Origin of the sequence: Streptomyces sp. NPDC088252 (assembly GCF_044740965.1) — a bacterium.
Classification (GTDB): domain Bacteria; phylum Actinomycetota; class Actinomycetes; order Streptomycetales; family Streptomycetaceae; genus Streptomyces.
The window spans coordinates 17,082-39,407 of sequence record NZ_JBIURS010000018.1; the positions used below are offsets into that span (position 1 = coordinate 17,082).

Annotated in this window: 20 protein-coding genes and 1 pseudogene; 8 read left to right on the forward strand and 13 right to left on the reverse strand. The window is 70.4% G+C overall.

Annotated elements, in window-relative coordinates:
* Positions 1-55: 55 nt before the first annotated feature.
* From ACIOHC_RS29970 to ACIOHC_RS29990, 5 genes are read left to right on the forward strand one after another with little or no spacing between them, the layout of a single operon-like run.
* Positions 56-1,729: a glycerol-3-phosphate dehydrogenase/oxidase gene (locus ACIOHC_RS29970; RefSeq protein WP_365691086.1), complete on the forward strand. Its 1,674-nt coding sequence runs from the start codon at positions 56-58 to the stop codon at positions 1,727-1,729.
* Complete coding sequence (locus tag ACIOHC_RS29975) at positions 1,726-3,279, forward strand: FAD-binding oxidoreductase (RefSeq protein WP_365691087.1); 1,554 nt, start codon at positions 1,726-1,728, stop codon at positions 3,277-3,279. Before ACIOHC_RS29970 ends, ACIOHC_RS29975 begins: the two co-directional genes overlap by 4 nt.
* Positions 3,280-3,322: 43 nt before the next feature.
* On the forward strand, positions 3,323-3,985 hold the full coding sequence (locus ACIOHC_RS29980; RefSeq protein ID WP_351073683.1) for a glycerol-3-phosphate responsive antiterminator: 663 nt from the start codon (positions 3,323-3,325) through the stop codon (positions 3,983-3,985).
* A gap of 6 nt (positions 3,986-3,991) precedes the next feature.
* A complete protein-coding gene (locus ACIOHC_RS29985; RefSeq protein WP_351073685.1) occupies positions 3,992-4,294 on the forward strand; it encodes a putative quinol monooxygenase in 303 nt (100 codons plus the stop codon).
* A complete protein-coding gene (locus ACIOHC_RS29990; RefSeq protein WP_351073687.1) occupies positions 4,291-5,430 on the forward strand; it encodes a zinc-binding dehydrogenase in 1,140 nt (379 codons plus the stop codon). Before ACIOHC_RS29985 ends, ACIOHC_RS29990 begins: the two co-directional genes overlap by 4 nt.
* A 385-nt stretch (positions 5,431-5,815) precedes the next feature.
* Here the strand turns inward: ACIOHC_RS29990 and ACIOHC_RS29995 are convergent, their stop codons facing one another.
* The 5 genes from ACIOHC_RS29995 to ACIOHC_RS30015 form a co-directional block, all read right to left on the reverse strand.
* Positions 5,816-6,169: a beta/gamma crystallin domain-containing protein gene (locus tag ACIOHC_RS29995; RefSeq protein ID WP_365691089.1), complete on the reverse strand. Its 354-nt coding sequence runs from the start codon at positions 6,167-6,169 to the stop codon at positions 5,816-5,818.
* Positions 6,170-6,687: 518 nt separating this feature from the next.
* Entirely contained in the window at positions 6,688-7,104 is a 417-nt protein-coding gene (locus tag ACIOHC_RS30000) for a nuclear transport factor 2 family protein (RefSeq protein WP_351073691.1), read from the reverse strand.
* Between the two features lie 128 nt (positions 7,105-7,232).
* A complete protein-coding gene (locus ACIOHC_RS30005; RefSeq protein ID WP_365691090.1) occupies positions 7,233-7,811 on the reverse strand; it encodes a dihydrofolate reductase family protein in 579 nt (192 codons plus the stop codon).
* Between the two features lie 56 nt (positions 7,812-7,867).
* Entirely contained in the window at positions 7,868-8,536 is a 669-nt protein-coding gene (locus tag ACIOHC_RS30010; RefSeq protein ID WP_365691092.1) for a class I SAM-dependent methyltransferase, read from the reverse strand.
* 244 nt (positions 8,537-8,780) lie between these two features.
* Positions 8,781-9,296 carry a DinB family protein gene (locus tag ACIOHC_RS30015; RefSeq protein WP_365691094.1) on the reverse strand — a complete coding sequence of 172 codons (516 nt, stop codon included), beginning with the start codon at positions 9,294-9,296 and terminating at the stop codon, positions 8,781-8,783.
* Positions 9,297-9,530: 234 nt separating this feature from the next.
* Here ACIOHC_RS30015 and ACIOHC_RS30020 point away from each other — a divergent pair, with 234 nt between their 5' ends.
* On the forward strand, positions 9,531-10,769 hold the full coding sequence (locus ACIOHC_RS30020; RefSeq protein WP_365691096.1) for an MFS transporter: 1,239 nt from the start codon (positions 9,531-9,533) through the stop codon (positions 10,767-10,769).
* Positions 10,770-11,199: 430 nt separating this feature from the next.
* Here the strand turns inward: ACIOHC_RS30020 and ACIOHC_RS30025 are convergent, their stop codons facing one another.
* On the reverse strand, positions 11,200-11,688 hold the full coding sequence (locus ACIOHC_RS30025; RefSeq protein ID WP_351073699.1) for a hypothetical protein: 489 nt from the start codon (positions 11,686-11,688) through the stop codon (positions 11,200-11,202).
* 129 nt (positions 11,689-11,817) lie between these two features.
* Between ACIOHC_RS30025 and ACIOHC_RS30030 the strand changes: the two genes are divergently transcribed.
* Both ACIOHC_RS30030 and ACIOHC_RS30035 read left to right on the forward strand, forming a co-directional pair.
* The gene (locus tag ACIOHC_RS30030; RefSeq protein ID WP_401844735.1) at positions 11,818-13,005 is read left to right on the forward strand and encodes a 4-hydroxybenzoate 3-monooxygenase; all 1,188 of its coding nucleotides are present in this window, start codon (positions 11,818-11,820) and stop codon (positions 13,003-13,005) included.
* Between the two features lie 42 nt (positions 13,006-13,047).
* On the forward strand, positions 13,048-13,623 hold the full coding sequence (locus ACIOHC_RS30035; RefSeq protein WP_351073701.1) for a GNAT family N-acetyltransferase: 576 nt from the start codon (positions 13,048-13,050) through the stop codon (positions 13,621-13,623).
* A gap of 15 nt (positions 13,624-13,638) precedes the next feature.
* Here ACIOHC_RS30035 and ACIOHC_RS30040 read toward each other — a convergent pair whose 3' ends face one another.
* The 7 genes and pseudogenes from ACIOHC_RS30040 to ACIOHC_RS30070 form a co-directional block, all read right to left on the reverse strand.
* Complete coding sequence (locus tag ACIOHC_RS30040; protein ID WP_401844739.1) at positions 13,639-14,385, reverse strand: urease accessory protein UreD; 747 nt, start codon at positions 14,383-14,385, stop codon at positions 13,639-13,641.
* Complete coding sequence (gene ureG, locus ACIOHC_RS30045; protein WP_389636378.1) at positions 14,382-15,110, reverse strand: urease accessory protein UreG; 729 nt, start codon at positions 15,108-15,110, stop codon at positions 14,382-14,384. The genes ACIOHC_RS30040 and ureG overlap by 4 nt, the downstream gene beginning before the upstream one ends.
* Positions 15,103-15,768 (reverse strand): urease accessory UreF family protein, encoded by a 666-nt coding sequence (locus ACIOHC_RS30050; protein ID WP_351073705.1) that lies wholly within the window; start codon positions 15,766-15,768, stop codon positions 15,103-15,105. The genes ureG and ACIOHC_RS30050 overlap by 8 nt, the downstream gene beginning before the upstream one ends.
* Positions 15,768-17,470, reverse strand: a pseudogene (locus ACIOHC_RS30055) (urease subunit alpha). The gene ACIOHC_RS30050 and the pseudogene ACIOHC_RS30055 overlap by 1 nt, the downstream one beginning before the upstream one ends.
* A gap of 1 nt (position 17,471) precedes the next feature.
* Positions 17,472-17,792 carry an urease subunit beta gene (locus ACIOHC_RS30060; protein WP_351073709.1) on the reverse strand — a complete coding sequence of 107 codons (321 nt, stop codon included), beginning with the start codon at positions 17,790-17,792 and terminating at the stop codon, positions 17,472-17,474.
* Positions 17,789-18,091, reverse strand: coding sequence for an urease subunit gamma (locus ACIOHC_RS30065; protein ID WP_351073711.1), 303 nt, complete (start codon positions 18,089-18,091; stop codon positions 17,789-17,791). The genes ACIOHC_RS30060 and ACIOHC_RS30065 overlap by 4 nt, the downstream gene beginning before the upstream one ends.
* Positions 18,092-18,536: 445 nt before the next feature.
* Positions 18,537-22,322, reverse strand: a complete 3,786-nt coding sequence (locus ACIOHC_RS30070) for a S8 family serine peptidase (RefSeq protein WP_365691866.1) — start codon at positions 22,320-22,322, stop codon at positions 18,537-18,539.
* Between the last annotated feature and the right edge of the window lie 4 nt (positions 22,323-22,326).

Consider the following 22,326-nt stretch of genomic DNA (forward strand, 5'->3'; position numbering starts at 1 on the left):
GGTGGCCCGTACCCGACCACGCGGCCACCGCACCGAAACACCAGGAGTTGATGTTGTGATCACCATGCCCGCCCGGAAACCGCGGCGCAGCGCCGCGGCGACCCGCCGAACGCCCCTGTTGCTCGACCGGGCGGCCCTCAAGCGCCGGCTGGCCGACGACACGTACGACGTGCTCGTCATCGGCGGCGGCATCACCGGGGCGTACGCCGTGCTCGACGCGGCCTCGCGCGGTCTGCGCGCGGCGCTGATCGAGAAGGACGACTTCGCCTCCGGCACGTCGTCGAAGTCCTCGAAGATGGTGCACGGCGGCCTGCGCTACATCGAGCAGGGCAACGTCAACCTGGTCCGCCACTCGCTCCTGGAACGCCACCGCTTCCGCAAGAACGCCCCGCATCTGGTGCACCGGCTGCCGTTCCTCTTCCCGATCCTGGAGAAGGAGGGCATCTTCGACGCCCGCCTCGCCAAGGGTTTCGAGGGCCTGCTGTGGACGTACGACCTGGTCGGCGGCTGGCGGATCGGCAAGCTCCACCAGCGGCTCACCGTGCCGGAGGTCCTCGCGCAGGCGCCGACGCTGCGCGCGGAGAACCTCAAGGGCGGGCTGATGTACTTCGACGCCCGTACCGATGACGCCCGGCTCGTCCTCACCATCGTCCGCACCGCCGCCGCGCTCGGCGCGACGGTGCTCAACGGCGCCAGGGCCGAAGGCCTGCTGATGCAGATGGGCAAGGTGTCCGGCGCCCGGGTCACGGCGGACGGCGACACCCTCGACATCCGCGCGCGGGCCGTCGTCAACGCCACCGGGGTGTGGACCGACGAGCTCGACGCGAAGGCGGACGACGGCCACAAGCCGCAGGTCAGGCCCGCCAAGGGCGTCCACATCGTGGTGCCCTGGGACAAGGTCCGGATCAACTGCACGGTCACCGTGCCGATCCCCGGCCGGGCCCGCCGCGCGACCTGCACCCGCTGGGGCAACAGCGTCGTGCTGGGCACCACCGACGAGGACTACCAGGGCTCCCCCGACGATGTGCACTGCACCCGCGAGGAGATGGACTTCCTGCTGGAGGGCGCCAACACCGCCTTCGAGGGGAAGCTCACCCCGGACGACGTGGTCGGCTCCATCGGCGGCCTGCGACCGCTGGTCGGCGGCAAGGAGGGCGCCACGCTCGACATGCGCCGCGACCACCACATCACCGTCGGCCGCACCGGCATGGTGACGGTGACCGGTGGCAAGCTCACCACCAGCCGGCACATGGGCGAGCTCGTCATCGACAAGGTGATGACGGTCCTCGGCCGCAAGGGGAAGAGCCGTACCACCGACCTTCCGCTGCTCGGCGGCGCCGGTTACGACGCCGAGGCCGTCGCCGCGTCCGGTGGCATCGCCGCGCATCTCGGCGAGCGCTTCGGCACGGAGGCCCGCTTCGTCGGCGACCTCATCCAGGACGACCCGGCACTGGCCGAACCGGTCGTCGCGGGACTCCCCTACACCAAGGCCGAGGTCGTCTACGCGGCCCGCGCCGAACTGGCCCGTTCCGTCGACGACGTGCTCTCCCGCCGGACGCGGGCCCGGCTGTTCGCCCGGGACGCGTCCGGCGACGCCGCCGAGGCCGTCGGCGCGATCCTCGGCCGGGAACTGAACCTCTCGGAGGCCGAGGTGGAGCGTTCGGTCTCCGAGTACCTCGCAGCCGTCCGTCACGAAAAGTCCGTACTCCTCGAAGGGGCAGCAGCATGATCAGCCGTCAGACCATCACCCACCCGTTCAACCGGGGCAACTACACGATCGGCGCTCCCAGCTTCGCCAAGTGGGCGCAGAACACCCCGATCGGGGACGGCGAGGCCGCCCTCCAGGTCGACCCGGTCGAGGTCCCCGGGACCGTGATCGAGGCGCTGCGCGAGGCCGCGCACGCCGTGCACACCTCGCGCGAGGAGGTCGTCACCCGGACCCGCGACTGGTGGGCCGGCTCGATGATCGGCGAGACCGAGGGCCGTCCGGCGACGCCGGACGCCGTGATCGTCGAGGCGGCCGACGCCGACCAGGTCGCGGCCGTGCTGCGGATCTGCCACGAGGCCGGCATCCCGGTCACCCCGTCCGCGGGACGTTCCAACGTCACGGGCGCCGCGCTCCCCGTCTTCGGCGGCGTCGTCCTGGACGTCTGCGGACTGAACCGCATCACCGGCTTCGACACCGAGTCCAACATCGTGGACGTCCAGGCCGGCATGTTCGGCGACCTCTTCGAGAAGCAGCTCCAGGAGGAGTACGGCGTCACCACGGGCCACTGGCCGTCCGCCTTCGCCGTGTCCACGGTCGGCGGCTGGATCGCCTGCCGCGGCGCCGGCCAGCTCTCCACGCGTTACGGCAAGATCGAGGACATGGTCGTCGGCGTCGACGTCGTGCACGCGGACGGCACGCGTGCCACGTACGGCGACTACGCCCGAGCCGCGGTCGGTCCGGACCTGCGCCAGCTGTTCGTCGGCTCCGAGGGCACGCTCGGTGTGATCGTCTCGGCGCGGCTGCGCGTCCACCCGCTGCCGAAGTACGCGAACGCCGTCGCGTTCGGCTTCAAGACCTTCGCCGAGGGCCTGGACGCCTGCCGTCGGATCATGCAGCGCGGTGCGACCCCGGCCGTGCTGCGGCTGTACGACGCCCTGGAGTCCGGCACCCACTTCGGCCACCCGGAGACCAACCTGCTGCTGATCGCCGACGAGGGCGACCCGGTCATCGTCGACGCCTCGATCGAGGTCGCGAAGAAGGTCTGCGAGGAGTACGGCCCCGAGCTGGACAGCCAGGCCGTCTTCGAGCGCTGGCTGGACGAGCGGATGCTGGTCGGCAAGTCCGCCGACGGCTTCGAGCCCGGTCCGGGCTTCGTCGCCGACACCCTGGAGATGGCCGGGTCCTGGACCGACCTCCCGGTGATCTACGACGAGGTGGTCGCCGCGATCCAGTCCGTGGACGGCACCCTGGCCGCTTCGGCCCACCAGTCCCACGCGTACACCGACGGCGCCTGCGTCTACTTCTCGCTCCGCGGAAACGTCGCCCCCGAGTCGCGCCGCGACTGGTACCGCGCGGTGTGGGACGCGGCCAACGCCGTGCTCATCAAGCACGCGGCGGCGCTCAGCCACCACCACGGCTGCGGTCTGCTGCGCGGCCCCTACCTGGAGGAATCCCTCGGGGCGGGCTTCGCGACCTTCGTCGCGGTGAAGAAGGCCCTGGACCCGGAGGGCATTCTCAACCCTGGCAAGCTGGGCCTTCCCAGCCGATTCGGTACGTCTCCGCTGAACTGATCTCAGCAGCCGCGAACCCTCCTTCCTCAGGCAGGTACTTGCCATGACCCCCTCCCCTTCCCGGTCCGGTGCCGTGCTCGACCCCCGGCTCGCCTCGGCCTTCGCCGAGGTGCCGGTCGTCGCGTCGGTCGTCGGCACGCAGCCGCTGCGGCAGTTCCTGACCGCACCGGCGAAGGTGTGCATCGTCGCCTCGCTCGCGGTGGGGCAGCTGCCCCAGGTCGTGCCGGCGCTGGGCCGGGCAGGGAAGACCGTGTTCGTGAACGTGGACAGCAGCCCCGGTCTGGCTCAGGACCGGGGCGCGCTGGAGTTCATCAAGAACATGGGCGCGCACGGCGTGGTCAGCACCCGGCTCTCCCTGATAGAGAAGGGCCGCCCGCTCGGCCTGCTGACGATGATGAAGGTGTTCGTCACCGACCGGTCCAATCTGCGCCGCTCCACGGACGCGATCTCGCGCGGGGCGCCGGACCTGGTCGAGATCATGCCCGCCCCGATCATCGCCCGGATGAGCGCGCAGGCACAGCGCGCGATGTCCCCGTCCATCGCCGCGGGTTTCGTGGAGACCCCCGCGGACGTGGCGCTCGCGCTGGCCCTCGGGTCGGCCGCCGCCGCCACGTCCGACCCCCGCCTCTGGCATCTGCGCCGGGACCAGCTGCCGCCGGTCCCGCCCACCGCCCTGAAGAGGCCCGCCGCACCACCCCAGGAGTAAGCCCCCATGACATACGTCGTCGTCGCCCGCTACCGCACCAGGGAGGGCGAGGAGAACACCGTCCTCCCCCTGCTCGACACCATGGCCAGCGCCTCCCGCCAGGAGCCGGGCAACCTCGCCTACCGGGTCCACCAGGGCACCGAGGACCCGCGGGCGATCGTGCTGTACGAGGAGTACGCCTCCGAGGCCGACTTCACCACGCACTGCGCCACCCCGCACTTCCACGAGATCGTGCTCGGCAAGGTCGTCCCGCTGCTGGAGAGCCGCGACGTGCTGCGCTGCGCCCCGCGTCCGGAGGTGCGCGCATGAAGACCCGTGCGGTGGTGCTGCGCGGAACATCGACGGCCCGCCCCTACTCCGAGACCCGCCCGGTCGAGGTGGAGGAACTGGAGCTGGGCGCCCCGCGCGAGGGCGAGGTGCTGGTCCGTGTCGCGGCCGCCTCGCTCTGCCACTCGGACCTGTCGGTGGTCAACGGCGACCGGGTCCGCCCGGTGCCGATGGCCCTGGGCCACGAGGCGGTGGGCGTCGTCCAGGAGATCGGACCGGGCGTCGGCCGGGTCTCCCCCGGTGACCATGTGGCCCTGGTCTTCGTGCCCAGCTGCGGCTTCTGCGCCGACTGCGCGGCGGGGCGGCCGGCCCTGTGCGCCCAGGCGGCGGCGGCGAACGGATCCGGTGCGCTGCTGCACGGCCCTTCGCTCCTGACCGATGCCTCCGGCGCCCCGGTCCACCACCAGTTGGGCGTCTCCGCGTTCTCCGAACACGCGGTGCTGGCCCAGGAATCGGTGGTGGTGATCCCCAAGGACATCCCGTTCACGGTGGCGTCCATGTTCGGCTGCGCGGTCCTGACGGGCGCGGGTGCCGTGATCAACACGGCGGCCCTGCGCCCCGGGCAGTCGACGGTCGTCCACGGCCTGGGCGGCGTGGGCCTGTCCGCGGTCCTGGGCGCCCGTGCCGCGGGGGCGTATCCGATCATCGCGGTCGACCCGGTCCAGGAGAAGCGCGAGCTGGCCGTCCGGCTCGGGGCGACGCATGCGTACGCCCCCGACGAGGCGATCGAGGCGGTCCACGAACTCACCGGCGGCGGTGCGGAGTTGGCGGTGGAGGCGGTGGGCAGCCCCAAGGTGATGGCCGCGTGCCTGACTGCCGTGGCCCGGGGCGGCAAGGTGGTGTCGGTGGGCCTTCCCGCCCCCGACCGGGTACTGGAGGTCCCGGCCCTGGCGTTCGCGGGCGAGGGCAAGTCCCTGCTGGGCTCGTACATGGGCGACGCAGTCCCGCGCCGTGACATCCCGAGGTTCCTGGACCTGTGGCGCGCGGGCCTGATGCCGGTCGAGCAGATGCACACGGGCACGCTGCCGCTGACCGGTATCAACGCGGCGATGGAGGAGCTGGCCTCCGGCCGGGCGATACGTCAGGTCATCGACACGTCGGGGATGCTGAACGCCTGACGCGACCCGGGGTCCGCGCGGCCCGCGACCCGGTGCCCGATCCCGGCCGGACGGCGTCCCTCCCTGCCGCGGGAGGGACGCCGTCAGCCGGGTCCGGGAGGGGCGCACCGATCCACCGGGAATTACGGGAGAGCCCTTGGACCGGCGCGAGGACACGCGGCCGGTGCGCACGAACACGTGTCCCCGCAAGACCGGTTCAGGAAAATGGACCGGCCTTGGCAGTGCGGCCCCAGCAGAGGCCGCTTCACCCGCTATGGAAAACCGATGCGCGCCCCGGAAGCGGCGATGTCCAGGAATGGTCCATTCGCAGAAATGACCATCTCTTGCAATCGACGCACCGAATCATCGACTCGTCGAATTGTCGAATTGTCGAATTGTCGACTCGTCACAAGATTTCGATGGCGGTCACCTTCGGCTGACGGTTCGGGAAGGAAATCTCGTGCCACCTCTCGATCTTCACGGAATCACCATTGGCGTCGTAGTAGATCAAGTCGTTGTTCCCGGTGGAGATCTTGTCGATCCACCACCCGCCGAAGTCGGTCCTCCCAGCGTTCGCGTAGCAGTCCACACTCTGACTTCCGCCGTTGTGCGACCAGATCTTCAGGAAACTCTCCCCGCCGCGGCAGGCGACATGGTCGATGGCGAAGGCGTTTCCGGTCGGCATGGTCATGGTGAACGTGGTGGCCGCGGCGAACGCCACGGCCACGGAGCGCGCAACCTTCTTCGTTTTCGAGATCACAAGTTCTCCTTGATTCGCGTGTCGAACCGGGAGGTCACTCCGCAATCACCTAGGTGGCGTTGCACTGAAAAACATTTCGACGGCCCCCAGTACGGCCATTGCATCGTTTCGCCTCGGCTTTACGGAACGACGATCCTGTAAAGCTGCCGCACATGACCACCATCTTCACGACCCCTGACTGAAATACGCTCCCGAATGTCCAGATTGACAGCTTCTGAACTGATTTTGCAGGTTCGAAAGCGAGTGTCAGTTTTCGCAGCTGTCGTCCTTGTACGGCGCCGGACGATGCGATCAGCAGGGGCAGGGCAGATGCCGAGCGCGAGGACGAGCAGGAACAGCGAGGACGGCATGGCCGGGTCGGCGCCTTCGCCGTTCGGGGCCGCGAGGTGGCCGGCGTGGCCCCCGGCGGCGCCCGCGCCCGGTGTGCCGGTCGACCGTGATCAATCCCACCGGGATTTCCTGTACCTCAACTGCTCACACCCGATGTCGGCCCGCGGTGTTCGAGCACATGTGACATGTCATGCTGGCGGCTGGTCCCGGTCGGACGGCTTGCGTCGTGCGGCGACCTTGCGGCGGCTGATGCGCCACCCCTTCGCACCGCGCACGATCAGGTCCTCGTACGTCACGCTTCCGCACGTGCCGTCCGCCCTGGTCCCGATCCCCTTGGACCGGGCGCGCACCTGATCCTCGCTCACCTCGGTGAGGATGATGTTCGTGACGTGGTGCCCCACGGTGCCGTGCTCCCTCATCGCTCGTGCCGCATCCCGGACGGCCGCCGGACCATGCAACGCCCCGTGCCCCAGATCGGTGGCGTCGTAGACGACATCGGCGGTGAACAGCTCTTCCAACCGGTCGAGTTCACCGTCATCGACCAGGTGCCCGTGCAGGCCGATCAGTTCCGTGATGGCCATGCGGTCCTCGACGCCCAGTGTCATCGCCAGTCCTTTCGCCGCTTCTTCGGTTCTTCGGTTCGTCGGCTCTCTCGACGGTGCGGCAGTTATACGGTGAGAACTCCCCTCAAGGCCCGGCGGAACGGCGGGGACGCCGTCGCGACCCGCGGAGTTCATTCCGGTGGAGCAGCCGCGGGGCGCTCGTAGCGCAGGAGCACGACCCCGTTGCCGAAGGTCCGGCTCCCGGTCAGGCGGAGGTGGGTCCGGGCATCCTCAGCCGGGAAGAGGGGCTTGCCCCGCCCGATGCGAACGGGATGGACGTAGAGGCGGTACTCGTCGATCAGGTCGTGCCGCATGAACGACGCGGCAAGACCGGCACCTCCGACGACCAGGTCTCCACCCGGCTGTGCCTTGAGAGCCGTGATCTCGTCCACGTCGACGGCACGCATGATGGTGGTGTTCCAGTCGGCCCGCTCCAGCGTCCGGGAGAACACGATCTTGGGCATGTCCCGCCAGATGCCGGCGAACTCCGCGACAGGTCCGGCATGCGCGGGATCGGCGTCGGCGGTCGGCCAGAACTCCGCCATCAGCTCATAGGTCACCCGGCCGTCCAGGAAGCCGCCCATCGTCTTGAGCTGCTGGTTGAAGTGGCGGTGCAGTTCGTCGTCGACCAGGTGCCAGTCGATCTCACGCTCCGGCCCCTCGATGAAGCCGTCGAGGGACATCGACATCATCAGAACGATCTTCCTCATCGCAGTCCGTTCCCTCTCCTCGTCACGGTGCGCCCGGCTTCCGGCTCTCGTTGCGGTCAGCGCTCGCCGAAGCCTTCGCGCCATACGAGTGTGTAGCGCCAGAACAGCCTGCGCCTCAGCCGGGCACCGGGCAACACCCGACGCGCCTCGTGAACGATGTCGGCGAAGGTCATCTCCGCCGGCCGGGTCGCGGCGGTCATCGAGTCGGGGCGGGACGCCTTGCGCCCCTTGTTCTTGATCAGGGCCATGGCGGCATTCAGTGGAACGGAAGCGAGAGCCAGCAGGCGGTCACCGGGGGTCGACTCCCGGGACAGGCCGACCACCACCAGGGTTCCGCCGGGAGCCAGATGCCCCCGGAAGCGGGTGAGCGCCTCGGTGAACGGCAGATGGTGGACCGTGGCGACGCAGGTGATGACGTCGTACGGGCCAGGTGGTATCCCGCTCGGCGCGTCCGCGACGGTGAAGGCCACCGGGGCGCGCGGGGCGGTCAGTTCACGCGCCCGTGCCACGATGCCCGGGTCGGAGTCGATACCGTGCACCGCCTTCGCGCGCTTCGCCAGGAGCCGGGCCAGATCTCCGCTGCCCGAGCCGACGTCGAGGGCCCTGTCGCACCCCCCGGGCAACTGCCGCAGAATCCACCGGTGGTAGTGAGCATTGTGGTCCCAGGGGTGGGCGGCGTGGAAGCGATCCAGTGCCTGGAGGACCCGGTTCGGCGGCTTTGTCATGCCGCGATTCCATCAGACCCGCATTCCGGGCGGTCGGCCCTGCGAGCCGCGCCGGGGCCACCGCTCGCGCCGGGGCTCGGAGCGCCGTTCCCGGGTCGCCTCGCCGCGTTCGATGCTTCGGCACCGTGCCACGAGCAGGTGACGGACCGGCCGTTCCAGTACCTCGCCACCGAGGCGCGGCCGACCGCCATCGGCGAGATCCGGCATCTCGTCGAGCGGTACGGGCCGGAGCGGCCGAGCACGGTCAGTAGTGACCCGTCTCGCCGTCCAGGATCTCTCTGATGGCATCCAGGTGACCCGCGTGCCGGGCAGTTTCCTCGATCATGTGGAACGTGATCCACCGCAGGCTCGCGGCCGAGGCGTCGAAGTCCGGGTGCCGGCCCACGTCGTCGAGCGAACGTGCCGCGATGATCTCGTTCGACAACGCGATCTGCCGGTCGTAGTCGTCGAGGAGCTCTGCGAGCGGGACGCCCTCGACCATCATGTCGGCGTCCTCGGGCCCGTCGAACACGGGCCCCACGGCCGGGCGACCCAGCAGGACGACCTCGTACCAGAGGTGCTCCGCCCAACGGAGGTGTGACATGACACCCGCCACCGTCATGAGCGGCGAGGACGGCAGGACGGGCCGATGGGCGTCCGCCTCCGTCAGCCCTTCGCACTTCCAGCGGGCGACCGCGCGCTGCATGTCGAGCCAGCCGACGAGCTGGATCCGCTCGTCCGCGTCGTAGGCAGGAAGACGACGGGAAGGGAAGGGTGACATGGGCCCCGACGCTACCCGACGCCACGTCACACCTCACAGCGGATTTCGACCTTCGCCCCTCCCCTGTAGCACCCTTCCTGGCGCTCGACTCGCCCTGGTACGTTGACCGGCATGTTCCTCTCCCGTGCGTAGGACTCCGCCCTCACCGCACCCTGTCCCACCGGGTGCGGCCCTTCGGTGTCCCCGCATGCCCGCAGTGCCGTGCACAGCGCTGCCCGACTGAGGAACGTCCTCGTGCTTTCACCCTCGCCCGCGCCCTCGCGCGCCCCTTCGTACGCCGCCGTCCTGCGTACCCGTCATGCCTCCCGCACCTTCGGTTCCGCACTGCTGGGGCGGCTCTCTTACGGGATGGTCTCCCTCTCCCTGATGCTCGCGGTGAAGGACACCACCAGCTCCTTCTCCGTCGCGGGCACGGTCATGGCCCTGTTCGGGGCGACCAGTGTCTTCCTGTCCCCCGCCCGCGCCGGGCTGATCGACCGGTACGGGCCGCGCCGGGCCCTGCCTCCGATGGCCGGTGTCTACGCGGCACTGCTCGCCGCCCTGGCGTACGCCACCTGGCGGCCGGGCACCTCCTCGCTGCTGCTGGGGGCGCTCGCCGTGACGGCGGGTGCCTGCACTCCGCCGCTGGGCCCGGTGATGCGGACCCTGTGGAGCACTCTCGTACCGGAGCGGGAACTGTTGCAGCGCGCCTACAGCCTGGACGGCGTCGCGGAGGAACTGCTCTTCGTGACGGGGCCGTTGATGGTGGGAGTGGTGATCGGGTTCGCCGCGCCCGCGGCGGGCGTCGCGATCAGTGCCGCACTCGTGCTGGTGGGCACCCTGGCGCTGGTGTCCTCGCCCGTGGTGCGCGACGTCGGCACGAGGCCGTCGGCCGCGAAGGCCGTCGCACCGCGGGGCGCGCCCCGCGCGCAGCGGCTGCTCGGCGTCGTCGGGCTGCGGCACGCCGCGGTGGTGGCGGCCGCCGTGGGGCTCTGTCTGGGGTCCCTGGATCTGCTGGTGGTGGCGTTCACCGAGCAGCACCACCGAGGCGCGGCGGTGGCGTGGGTGATGGCCGCGCTCTCCGCCGGCAGCGCGGTCGGCGGACTCGTCCACGGTGCCGTCTCCTGGCGTGCGTCGAACCGGGTACGGCTGCCCGTACCGGCCGCCGGCCTCGGGCTGGCGATGGCGGTGGCCGGCCTGTCGCCCGATGTGTATGTGCTGGTCGCGGTGGTCGCCGCGGCCGGGGCGTTCGTCGCACCGGCCCTGACCACGGCGTATCTCGTCGCCGACGAGTCCGTGGGCGAGGGCAGTCGCACGCAGGCGGGTGCGTGGGTCAACACCGCGGTCAACGCGGGGTCCTCGGTGGGCACCGCGCTGGTGGGGCTGCTGGTGGACCGGCTGCCGCCGGCCGCCTGTTTCGCGGTCGCCGCGCTGCCCGCGCTGCTGTGTGCGGCGGTGGTGGCGCGCGGCGCGGTCGGCCGGTCGCGACGATGAGGAGGCCGCCACGACCGGGGACGTGACGAACCGGCAACGTCCGTACGAGAAGGCACTGTTCGAGTCCGTCCCATGGTGATCGCCGTCCGGCTGAGGGCCGTCGGCATTCGGGGGCTGCGGGGCCACCCCGGCGAACGGGGTCGGCAGTGGGGCCGGGAGACCCGTCCGTGGCCGATCGGCGCAGCCACGGACGGGTCCATCGGGAGAGCGCCGCCGCGTCGTCGACCCGGTAGGCGCTCATTGCCCCTGAACCGGCCCCAGGCCGGTGGGTCCGGGCGGCCCGGATTCGGCCCTCGCCGGTCAGAGGCGCTTTCTGCTTTCCTGATCAGCGGCCGGACGGCTCGCCTCGTGAAAGCGCGAGGCAACTGTTGCCGGTTCCGTCGGATCGACGTCTGCCGCGCGACGTTCTCGGTTGGCGAGGGTCTCCGCTTCACGTGCCCCGGTCAGTTGTTCCCACCCCGTCGAATCGGCGGATCCGCCGTTCCCGGGTGAACGGTGGCCAGCCGGGGTCGCCGGTCCGGGCGAACGCGACCCACGTCGCATGCATCTCCTCGGCCGGCGCGGCGGGCGGTTCGGCCGGCCCCAGCAGTCCTCGTTGCCCCCGCAGCGCCGGAAGGCCGCGCCGGTCGAACACGAAAGGCAGCTCCGCCGTGTGTGCGGCGCCGAGTCGGCCGTCGATGGCGAGTGAGCACCAGGCGAACCCGTAGACGTGGGCGCGGCCGTGAGCCTCGGCCAGTCTCCGGCTGCCGGCACCGAACAGTGCGTCGCCGAGGATCGCTGAGCGCACCTCGCCGTACCCGGCGGCCGGATGCCGGTCCCGGTGGGCCGCGACGAGTGGGCCGGAGTCGCCGTGGGCGGCGGTCGAGCGTACGTCTTCTGCGGTGGAGGTCGCCAGGTCGCCCTGGGGTGCGAGGTACAACGGCTGCGTGTGCGTCCATCCGGTTGACGGCCGGGGCGGTTCGCTGCACGGCGGCCGCCCTGACAACGGGCTTACCAATGCCGTAAGTTGGTGGGTCTTTCATGGGCTGTCCAGGCAGAGGGAGCCGACGTGACGCAGCCGGTGCAGGAGGAGACCTGCGTAGTGGTGGTGGGGGCGGGGCCGGCCGGTCTGACCGTGGCCAACATGCTCCACGGCGCCGGAATTCCATGCGTGGTGCTGGAACGGCAGAGCCGTGCATACGCGGAGCAGCGGCAGCGCGCCGGCATCGTCGAGACACGCGCCGTGCGCATGTTCCAGGACTGGGGACTGGATGCCCGTGTCCTCGGCGGTGCCCCGTCCGACGACGTCCTGGAGGTCCGGGTGGACGGCCGGCACCGCCTGCTGCGGTTCGGCACCGACGACGACGGCCCTCAGGCGCTGCTGTGCCCCCAGCAGGTACTCGTTGCCAATTTGATCGCGACCTTCCTCGACGGCGGTGGCGACCTGCGCTTCGAATCGTCCGAAGTGGCCTTGGACGGGCTCACCGGTCAGCGTCCGACTGTCCGTTACCGCAGTCCGGACGGGACCATGCACGAGATCGCATGCGATTTCTTAGCCGGGTGCGACGGCGACCACGGGGCCAGCCGAGCCGCCGTGCCCGAGGGGGAACTGACGGCCTACCCGTTCGATCACGGAATCTCCTGGCTGACCGTACTCGCCGAGGCACCGCCCCCGCCTCACCCTCTGATGGCGATAAGCCGCCATGGCTACGCCGGACACTTCGCGCGCGGTCCCCTCGCCAGCCGCTTCTACCTGCAGTGCGCGCCCACCGACCAGGCGGACGACTGGCCGGACGACCGGGTATGGCAGCACCTGCGGACCCGGCTCGGCGAGGACGGCCTGGTGGCAGGCCCGATCACTGAGAAGGTTGTCTTTCCGCTGCGGAGCGTCGTCCACGAGCCGATGCGTTACGGCAGGCTGTACCTGGCCGGCGACGCGGCCCATGTGGTGTCCCCCGTGGGCGGCAAGGGAATGAACCTCGCCCTGTACGACGCCGAGGTGTTCGCCCGCGCCGTACGCGACTTCATCGCCGACGGAGACGAGTCCGGACTGAATTCCTACTCCCGCACCTGCCTGCACCGCACATGGAACTATCAGGAGTTCTCACGCTGGATGACCGAGATGCTCCACGACGCCGGCGACGACTCCCGCACCGGCCCCTTCCGCCGCAAGCTGGCGCTGGCACGGCTGGATCGGCTCTGCCGCTCCCGTGCCTCCTCCCTCGCCTTCGCCGAACTCATGGCAGGACTCGCCTGAACGTGCACCTGCCGATAATCCACTACGGGGAACCGGATGAGCATGAATGCGACTGCCTTCGCACAGCCGTTGACAACGGATCGGCTGGTCCTCCGTCTGTTCACGGGGAATGACCTCGACGACATGTACGCGTATCAAGGGCTGCCCGAGGTGGCCAGGTTCCTCTACCGGCCGCCGCGTGACCGCGCGCGCTGCGCGGAGGTCATCGAACGTATCGGGCAGGGCACCTATTGGAAGAAGGACGGCGACAGCCTCACGCTGGCGGTCTGCCGTCGCGACTCTCCCGGGGTGATCGGCGAGGTGATGGTCTCGCTGTCGAGCGCGCACGCGCGGCAGGCCGAGATCGGGTGGGTCTTCCACCCTGACCACGGGGGCCGGGGCTATGCCACCGAGGCCGCACTCGCTCTGCGTGACCTGGCCTTTCAACAGCTTTCCGTGCACCGCCTGTTCGCCCGCATCGATGCGGACAACACGGCCTCCGAGCGGATCTGCGAGCGGCTGTCGATGCGTCGTGAGGCGCACTTGATCGAGAACGACCGCGACGACCGGGGCTGGGGCAGTGAGTACGTCTACGCGATCCTCGCCCGGGAGGTCGGTTCCACTACTCGGCCCCCGTGACCGAGTTCGCTCGACTCAGGCGACGAGCCAGTCGTCCCGGACGAGCGCCAGTTCCGCCTCGATCGCCGGCGCCACCGTGTCCAGCAGCCGCACCTGTGCCCCCGGTCCCGCCAGCTCCGTGCGGTACGGGTGGGGCGGGCCCGCCGGCCCGGCGCCGAGCGAGGTGACCGAACCGATGATGCGATGGGGGCCCAGGATGCCGGGGAGTTCACGGATTTCCGGCTCGGTCAGGTCCAGGTCCTCGACCAGCAGGTCCTGACCGTCGTACGTGACCCGAGTGGTGGCCCGCACGCTGCCGCCGCGCTCCCCGGAGCGCCCCAGGACCAGGGTGTCCCGCCACAGCATGCGTGCCCCGGCCGCCAGCGCGACCTCCATCGAGCGCGCCACGCGGGCGCCGTCGCAGACCACGAACGGCTTCGCGTTCCAGTGCAGTTCACCGCCCTCGGCGATGTCGACCCGGGCCCGCCACGTCGATGTGCCGCCGCGGTGGTCGTACGCGACCAGGCCGGAAGGCTCGACCAGTTCCAGGCGGGCCCCGGGGCCGACCGAGACGCGCAGCCGCAGGTCGTCGCCCGCGAGCAGCCCGGCCCGGGTGCCGACCAGGGCGATCCGCACCCGGTCGGGGGCGGGCAGCAGCGGGCGGGGCGCGAGGAAGGCGCCGGGGCACAGGTCGCGGACGACATGGCGGCCCGTGGCATCGCGCTTCACGGCGACGACCGTGGGGTCGGCCGGTTCGGCGGGGGCCGCCGTGGCACCGGTCACGAGTGGTGACTGTGGCTGTGCGGTGCCATCGGTCCCGGATCGGTGGGGACATGGGTGCCGTCGCGGTGACGTGCGAGCACCGACCGTACCCAGTCGCCGAGTTCGGTGATCGACGCCGGGTCGTGCTTGGACAGCGCGAGGACCGGCAGACCGTCGCGGGCGCCGCGGGCGTCGGCGACCATCGCCTCCACGTCGACCTCGACATGGGGTGCCAGATCGGTCTTGTTGATGATCAGGAGGTCGGCGCCGGTGATGCCGGGCCCGCCCTTGCGGGCGACGTCGCCGCCGCCCGCCACGTCGATGCAGAAGAGCTGGGCGTCGGCGAGGGCCGGGCTGAAGGTGGCGGTGAGGTTGTCGCCGCCGCTCTCGATGAGCACCAGGTCGAGCGGTCCGTACGCCTCCTCCAGGTCCTCCACCGCGTCGAGGTTGGCACTGACGTCGTCACGGATCGCGGTGTGCGGGCAGGCGCCTGTCTCGACAGCACGGATGCGCTCGGTGGGCAGGACTCCGGCCGAGCGCAGGAGGCGGGCGTCCTCGTCGGTGTAGATGTCGTTGGTGACGACGGCCATGGCGAGCTCACCGGCCAGTTCGCGGCAGAGGGTGGCGAGGATCGAGCTCTTGCCGGTCCCGACCGGGCCCGCGACACCGAGGCGCAGGGCGCGCGGCCGGTCGTGGTGCTGGTGGGGGTTCAGGGCGGGGCGTGCGTCCGGGTGCTGGTCAGGCAAGGAAGAGTCTCCGTTCTCGTGGTGCGTGTTCGAGTGCCCACTGCTCGGTGAGCAGGGGTGTACGGGCGGGCAGTGCGGCCGGGGTGCGTACGGCGAGGGCCGCGGTCACCGCGGCGGTGGCGTCCGTTTCCGCGGCGAGGATCCAGGCGACGGTGTCGAGGGGGTCGCCGGGCAGCAGTTTGAGCGCGGCGGAGGCGATGGTCTGCAGTTCGTCGTAGACGACGCCGTACGCCAACTCCTCCTCCGACACCTTCATGACGGCCCCGAGCGCGCCGAGCGTGACGGGCCGCAGCGGGCGCGGGCGGACGGCGGACAGCGCGGTGACCGCGGGATGGTCCGGCGCCAGCCGTCTCGCCAGCCGGTGCACGCCGCGGCCGAGCGTCGCCGATGCCTCTCGCAGGGGCGCGACCGGGGTGCGGGCGGCGAGGGCCTGTTGTACGGGGCCGTAGTCCACCGGGTCCTGCCGGGCTGCCCGCAGGGCGAGTACCGCGGCCGCCGCCTCGGTGACGGCCGCGGTGCGCAGCCGGGCACGCAGCAGTACGGGGACGCCGTCGCGGGTGAGGCCCGCCGCGACGGCCGGTTCGAGTCCCGCACTGTAGGTGTACGCGCCGACCGGGAGCCGGCCGTCACCGAGCAGAAGGGGTGCGAGGCCCGCCATCAGAACAGGGAGTACCGCTGGGCCAGCGGCAGTTCGGTGGCGGGGGCGGCTTCGACGAGCTCTCCGTCGATGCGGATGGCGAAGGTCTCCGGGTCGACGTCGATGTCCGGGAGCGCCGTGTTGTTCGGCAGATCGGCCTTGGTGAGATGGCGGGTGGGCCGGACGGCGACCAGCTCCCGTACGAGACCGAGCCGTTCGGCGAGTCCGTCCTCCAGGGCCGCCTGGGCGACGAAGCTCACCGAGAGATGCGGGGCCGCGCCGGCCGCGGCGGTGGGGCGCAGCAGGACGGGCTGGGTGGTGGGGATCGCGGCGTTGGCGTCGCCGAGAGGCGCGTACACCACCATGCCCCCCTTGATCACGGCGGCGGGGCGGATACCGAAGAAGACGGGGTCCCACAGCACCAGGTCGGCGAGCTTGCCGGGTTCCACGGAGCCGACGACATGGTCGATGCCATGGGCGACGGCGGGGCAGATCGTGTACTTGGCGACATAGCGGCGGCCGCGCTCGTTGTCGGCGGGCAGTGCGCTTCCGCGGTCGCCGAAGCGCTGCTTCATGGTGTGGGCGACCTGCCAGGTGCGGCAGACGACCTCGCCGATGCGGCCCATGGCCTGGGCGTCGGAGGAGGTGATGGACAGGGCGCCGATGTCGTGCAGCACGTCTTCGGCGGCGATCGTGGTGGCGCGGATGCGGGACTCCGCGAAGGCGAGGTCCTCGGGGACGCGCGGGTTGAGGTGGTGACAGACCATCAGCATGTCGAGGTGTTCGGCGACGGTGTTGACGGTGTGCGGGAGCGTCGGATTGGTGGACGCCGGAAGGATGTTGGGGTGGGAGGCGACGGTGATGATGTCGGGGGCGTGACCGCCGCCCGCGCCTTCCGCGTGGAAGACGTGGATGCCTCGTCCGGCGATGGCGCCGAGGGTTCCCTCGACATAGCCGACCTCGTTGAGGCTGTCTGCGTGCAGGGCGACCTGGAGACCGTACGCGTCGGCCGCCTTCAGCGAGGCGTCGATGGCGGCGGGGTGGCGCCCCAGTCCTCGTGGACCTTGTAGCCGCCGGCGCCGCCGAGGGCCGCCTCGCGCAGGGCGTCCTCGCCCACGGTCGACCCCTTGCCGAACAGCATGATGTTGAGCGGGATGCCGTCCAGGGACCGGTGCATCATCGCGAGGTTCCAGGCGCCGGGGGTGACCGTGGTGGCCTTGGATCCCTCGGTGGCGCCGGTACCGCCGCCGATGACGGTGGTGGTGCCGGTGGCGAGGGCCTCGTGCAGGGTCTGCGGCATCAGGAAGTGGACATGGGTGTCGACGGCTCCGGCGGTGAGGATGCGCCCCTCGCCGGAGACCACGTCGGTGCCGGGGCCGATCACCAGGTCCGGGTGGACACCGTCGCCGATGTCGGGGTTGCCGGAGCGGCCGAGGGCGACGATCGTCCCGGCCCGGACGCCGACATCGGTCTTGACGATGCCCCAGTGGTCGAGAACGACGACATTGGTGATGACGAGGTCGAGGGCACCGTCGGCGCGCGAGGTGGTGGCCTGTCCCATGGATTCGCGGATGGACTTGCCGCCGCCGAACACGGATTCGTCGCCGCCGAAGCAGCGGTCCTCCTCGACCTCGATCCAGAGATCGGTGTCGGCGAGGCGGACGCGGTCGCCGGTGGTGGGGCCGTAGAGCGCCGCGTAGGCGGCGCGGGTCAGTTGTGCCATGTCACATGTCGTCCGTTCGTCCGGTCCGGGTGCCGGGCGCGACGATGCCGGGCACCTTCCGACGGCCTCCGAGTTCGACGAGGGCGACCTCGGCACCGACTCCGGGCTCGAAGCGCAGGGACGTACCGGAGGGAATGTCGAGACGGAATCCCTCGGCCAGATTCCGGTCGAAAGAAAGCGCGGGATTCGCGTCGGAGAAATGCAGATGCGATCCGATCTGAATGGGGCGATCGCCGTCATTCACCACGGTCACATTCAATTGAGTGCGGGTGTCATTGATTTTGAGTACGCCGGACGCGGTCCGGATCTCACCGGGGATCACGGAATCGGCGAGGTGATCGTGACGAGCTTGCGCCCGTCCGGGAAGGTCGCCTCCACCTGCACGTCATGAAGCATCTCGGGGACGCCTTCCAGCACGTCGGCGCGGGTGAGGACTGCCCGCCCGGCAGTCATCAGGTCACTGACACGGGCACCCTCGCGGGCGCGTTCCACGGCCCAGCAGGCCAGCAGCGCGACGGCCTCGGGGTAGTTGAGCCGCACCCCGCGTTCTCGTCGGTCACGAGCCACCATTCCAGCTACGCTCAGCAGCAATTTCTCCGTGTCGGACGGAGTCAGAAACATGGGAAACCTCCGTGGCGGCAGTCCCCGGAATCCCCGGAATTCCCGGAATCGCTTCGCTCACGCTCCTCTTATAAGCCTCTCGATGCCGCCGTGGCAACTTGCATCGCACCGCGATAAGTCCCTTTCTATCCTTATCGACCGCCATGTACGGGCAAAGCAGACAAATTTTGGTCATGGAAGGAGCATGGAAAGAGGCGTGGGGCGCCCCCCCCCGGGGGGGGGGGGGGGCCCCCCCCCCCCCCCCCCCCCCCCCACAACCAACCCCCCCCCCCCCCAGGAAAACCGGGAGGCCCCCCCCCCCCGCCAACTCCCCTATGACCCCCTCCCCCCCGCCCCGGCACCCCACAACACAATTATTTTCGCACAGTGCGCCGCCCTGGACCGCGGCCCCCCCCCCCGGGGGGGGGGGGGGCGCCCCCACGCCCCAAGGGCGAACCTCGGCAGATCACTTCAGGCCGAACGCCCTCGTGATCTCCTGGTCGACGCCCAGCCCGTCGGCCGCCTCGGCGTGCGCCTTCAGCGAAACGAAGGAGCTGCCCGCCTTCGGCGTCCTGAACCTGGCGGTCCAGGAACCGGCCGCGTCCTTGCGCAGCTGAACCGCCTCCCAGGTCTTGCCGTCGTCGTAGCTGACCGACAGCGAGGCCTCGGTGGCCTTCACCGCACCCTCCAGCCACTCCTGCGTACCGGAGGTGAGACCGATCTCGGTCCACTTGCCGGCCCCGACGTCACCGGCGAGGTCGGTGTCGACCTTGTAGTCCAGCTGCAGCATCGGGATGTCGGCCTGGTACGGGCCGTTCTCGTCCATGGCGCCCGAGACGAAGTTCCACTCGGTGTGCGTGCGCGTGGAGGTCTTCCACATGTCACCGTCCCGGGTGGAGTCGAGCACGAAGCGGTACGGCAGCTTCTCGGGCGAGACGTCCCAGGCGAATCCGGCCCGGCCCTTGACCTTCTTGATCAGGGTGTCGCCCTGGTAGAAGGCGGTGGTGGTGGTGTCGTACTCGTCCTCCGGCATGGAGCCCGAGTGCCCCGCACCCGAGTCCGTCCACGGGGTGAAGTTGAACTGGATGTCGTTGTAGACGGAACGGAACGGGCCCCAGTAGCCGGTGCCCAGACGCGGACGGGTGATCGGCGCGAACCATTGCGCGGGGTAGGTGCGGCCCGCCGCGTAGTCCAGCTCACCACTGCGCATCTCCTGCGCGCTGCCCGATTCGGTGGCGTCGAGGATCGAGTGGTTCTCGTACCAGAAGGAGGCGCCCGGGAGCGGGGTGACCCACTCGTCGCGGGTGCCGGGGAACTTCTCGTACTCCTCGAAACCGATCCCCGGGCCGTAGTCCGGGATGTCGTAGCGGTAGCCTCCGCCGAGCATGTCCTTGTGGCCGTAGAAGGTGTTCTCCACCTTCGCCAGCTGACGGACCGACGGGGCGAACTCCAGGGAACGGTCCGGGACCGTACCGTCGTGGCGGTCGACCAGGTCGTACATGTAGCGGGCGTACCTGCGCTGGTCGATGGTCAGCTTCTTGCTGTTCTGTACAGACTTGATCAGGTTCTCGCCCGCCAGGCGCTGGACCGAGGCGACGGGGATGGTGCCCTTGGTTCCCCAGGGGGTGTAGCTCTCCATCAGGACGCCATCGCCGTCGTTGACGACGAACAGCGCCTCGGCACCCGCGGCCACCGCGTTGGCGAGCCGGTCGGCGGGAGCGACGGCGTCGCTGTGGCGGATCACGACGGCCTTGCCCTTGACGTTCAGGCCCTTGTAATCGGCCGCGGCGCCGTTGCCCGCGAAGACGCCTGCCAGCTTCTTCTCACCGCCCTCGGCGATGGCCGCACCACCCTGCGGGAAGACCGGCACGTCACGGCCGTCGGCCGACACATCCAGCTGCTTCTCGCCCTGCCGCCAGCGGGTCAGGAAGGAGAAGCGGCCCTGCGTGACCTTCTTGGTGGGGCTCGCCCACAGCTGGTCGTAGATCAACGGGATCTGGTACGCGTCGCGCTGGACGGTGCCGTCCGGTGCGGTGCGTGCCATGTCATATCGCAGCTGCCGGGTCTCGGTCTCCTTCGGGGTCCGCACACTGACCTTGTGGGCCTTGGACGCGTCGAGGGTGACCGTGGTCGCCTTGTCGAGGATGGTCTCCGGGGCTGCGAGGAAGGCCACGGCCTTCGAGTCGGCGCGGTCGCCGGCGATGTCGACAGAACTCCAGGCGGTGTAGTTGCCCGGCGGCAGCCGCAGCGTGGTCTCTCCGGACACCTGGACCAGGCCCAGGTCCCGGTCGCCGAGCGCGCCAATGACGACCAGCCCGTCCATCGGCTTGCCCGCGCGGTCGCGGAGCCGGAGCGTCAGGTCGTACAGCTCCTGCTCCTTGTACAGGGCGAATCCGGTGTGCGCGACGGTGATGCCCGCCGCGTCCGTGGCGATGACCTGGCCGGAGAACCGGGTGTCGTTCGCGACCTTCGACGGGTCCAGCGAGAGCACGGCCTCGGCGGTGGAACCGGCCGGGACGGTCAGCCGCTTCGTCGACAGGGTGTAGGCCTCGACGTCCGTGTCCATGGCCAGGTCGAGCGTGACGTCCTTCGCCCCGGTGTTGCGGTAGGTGATGGTCCGCCGGGCGATCGGGTCGGACGCGGAGTGCGGCCACTGGTAGGAAGCGACCTCGACGGATCCGGTGGCCTCGATCGTGGTGTCGACCGCCGCCTTCACGTCGAGCCGGCCGGTCCCCTGCTCGTACGGGGTGTAGGCGTCGAGCCTCTTCGACGAGCTCATCAGCGCGTCCTTGAGCCGCTGGCCGGACCAGTCGGGGTGACGCTGCTTCAGAAGCGCCGCGGCGCCCGCGACGTGCGGGGTCGCCATCGACGTACCGGACATCGACTGGTACATCCCGTTCATGCCCGGGACCGACTGCGAGGCCGCGGCGTTGATGTCCACACCCGGTGCGGACAGGTCGGGCTTCAGACCGTAGGACCTGACGAGCGGGCCCATCGAGGAGAAGTCCGCGCGCTTGTCCTTCTTGTCGACGGCGGCGACGGTCAGGGCCTTCTGCGCCGAGCCGGGCGAGCCGATGGTGCCCGCGCCGTAGGAGTTGCCCGCGGCGATCACGAAGAGCGGCCCGCCGTCGGCGGAGAGTGCGTCGACGGCTTGGGACATCGGGTCCGAGCCGTCGTCCGGGATGCTGGAACCGAGGCTCATGGAGACGACGTCGGCGCCTTCGGCCTTCGCCCACTCCATGGCCTCGATGATGCCGGAGTCCTCACCGGATCCGGAGTCGCCCAGCACCTTGCCGATGATCAGCCCGGCGCCCGGCGCCACGCCCTTGTTGACCCCCTCCGACGCGGCGCCCGAGCCCGCGATCGTGGAGGCGACGTGCGTGCCGTGGCCGTTCTTGTCGACGACCTCCTCGCCCGGCACGAAGCTCTTGGTTTCGAGGATGCGGTCCTTGACGTCCGGGTGGGTGGCGTCGATACCGGTGTCCAGCACGGCGACCTTGGAACCCTTGCCGTCGTATCCCTCGGCCCACGCCTGGGGCGCGTTGACCTGCGGAACGGAGTCCTTGAGCGCTGCTTCCACCCGGCCGTCGAGCCAGAGCCTGTCGATGCCGTTGTCCAGCGAACGGGCCGTGGAGGTGCGAGCGATGTCGTTCCAGAAGGCCCGGACGGTGTCCTTGCCGGCCTTCAGCGCGGCACCGTGAATGCTGTCCAGGGTGCGGATCTTCTCGGCGCCGCGCGGGGCGGCGGGCAGTGAACGGCCCCGGCTCGCCGGGTAGGTGGCGATCACCGGGATGCCGCCCGATCTCCTGTCGTCGTACCCCATCCGGGCGAGAGCCGAGACGTTGAACAGCCGGCGGTCCAGCTTCCCCGCCGCGAGCAGGGAACCGGCCTCGTCGGGCAGGACGTAGAGATCGTCACCGGCCTGCTGGACGTGCACGCCGCCGACCGCGCCGTCGGGGCGGTCCACGGTGACGGTGTCCTGCTTGCCGACGCCGTCCGTGTAGTGCACGACATCGCCCGTGAGCAGGGTGATGTCGTACTCCTTGACGGGGTCCTTGAGGGGTGCGGCGGCCTGACGTCCGAGGGACCCGGGCCGGTCCGCGGAGGAGGCGGGGACCGAGGCGGAGGCGGAGCCCGCCGCGGGAAGCAGCGCGCCGCTCACCAGAGCGACCGAAGTCGCTATGAGCAGAGCCCGGCGACCCGCACGAGCGGGTCTCGCCCGACCGGAAGCGGAGGAGGGTGTGAATGTCATGCAG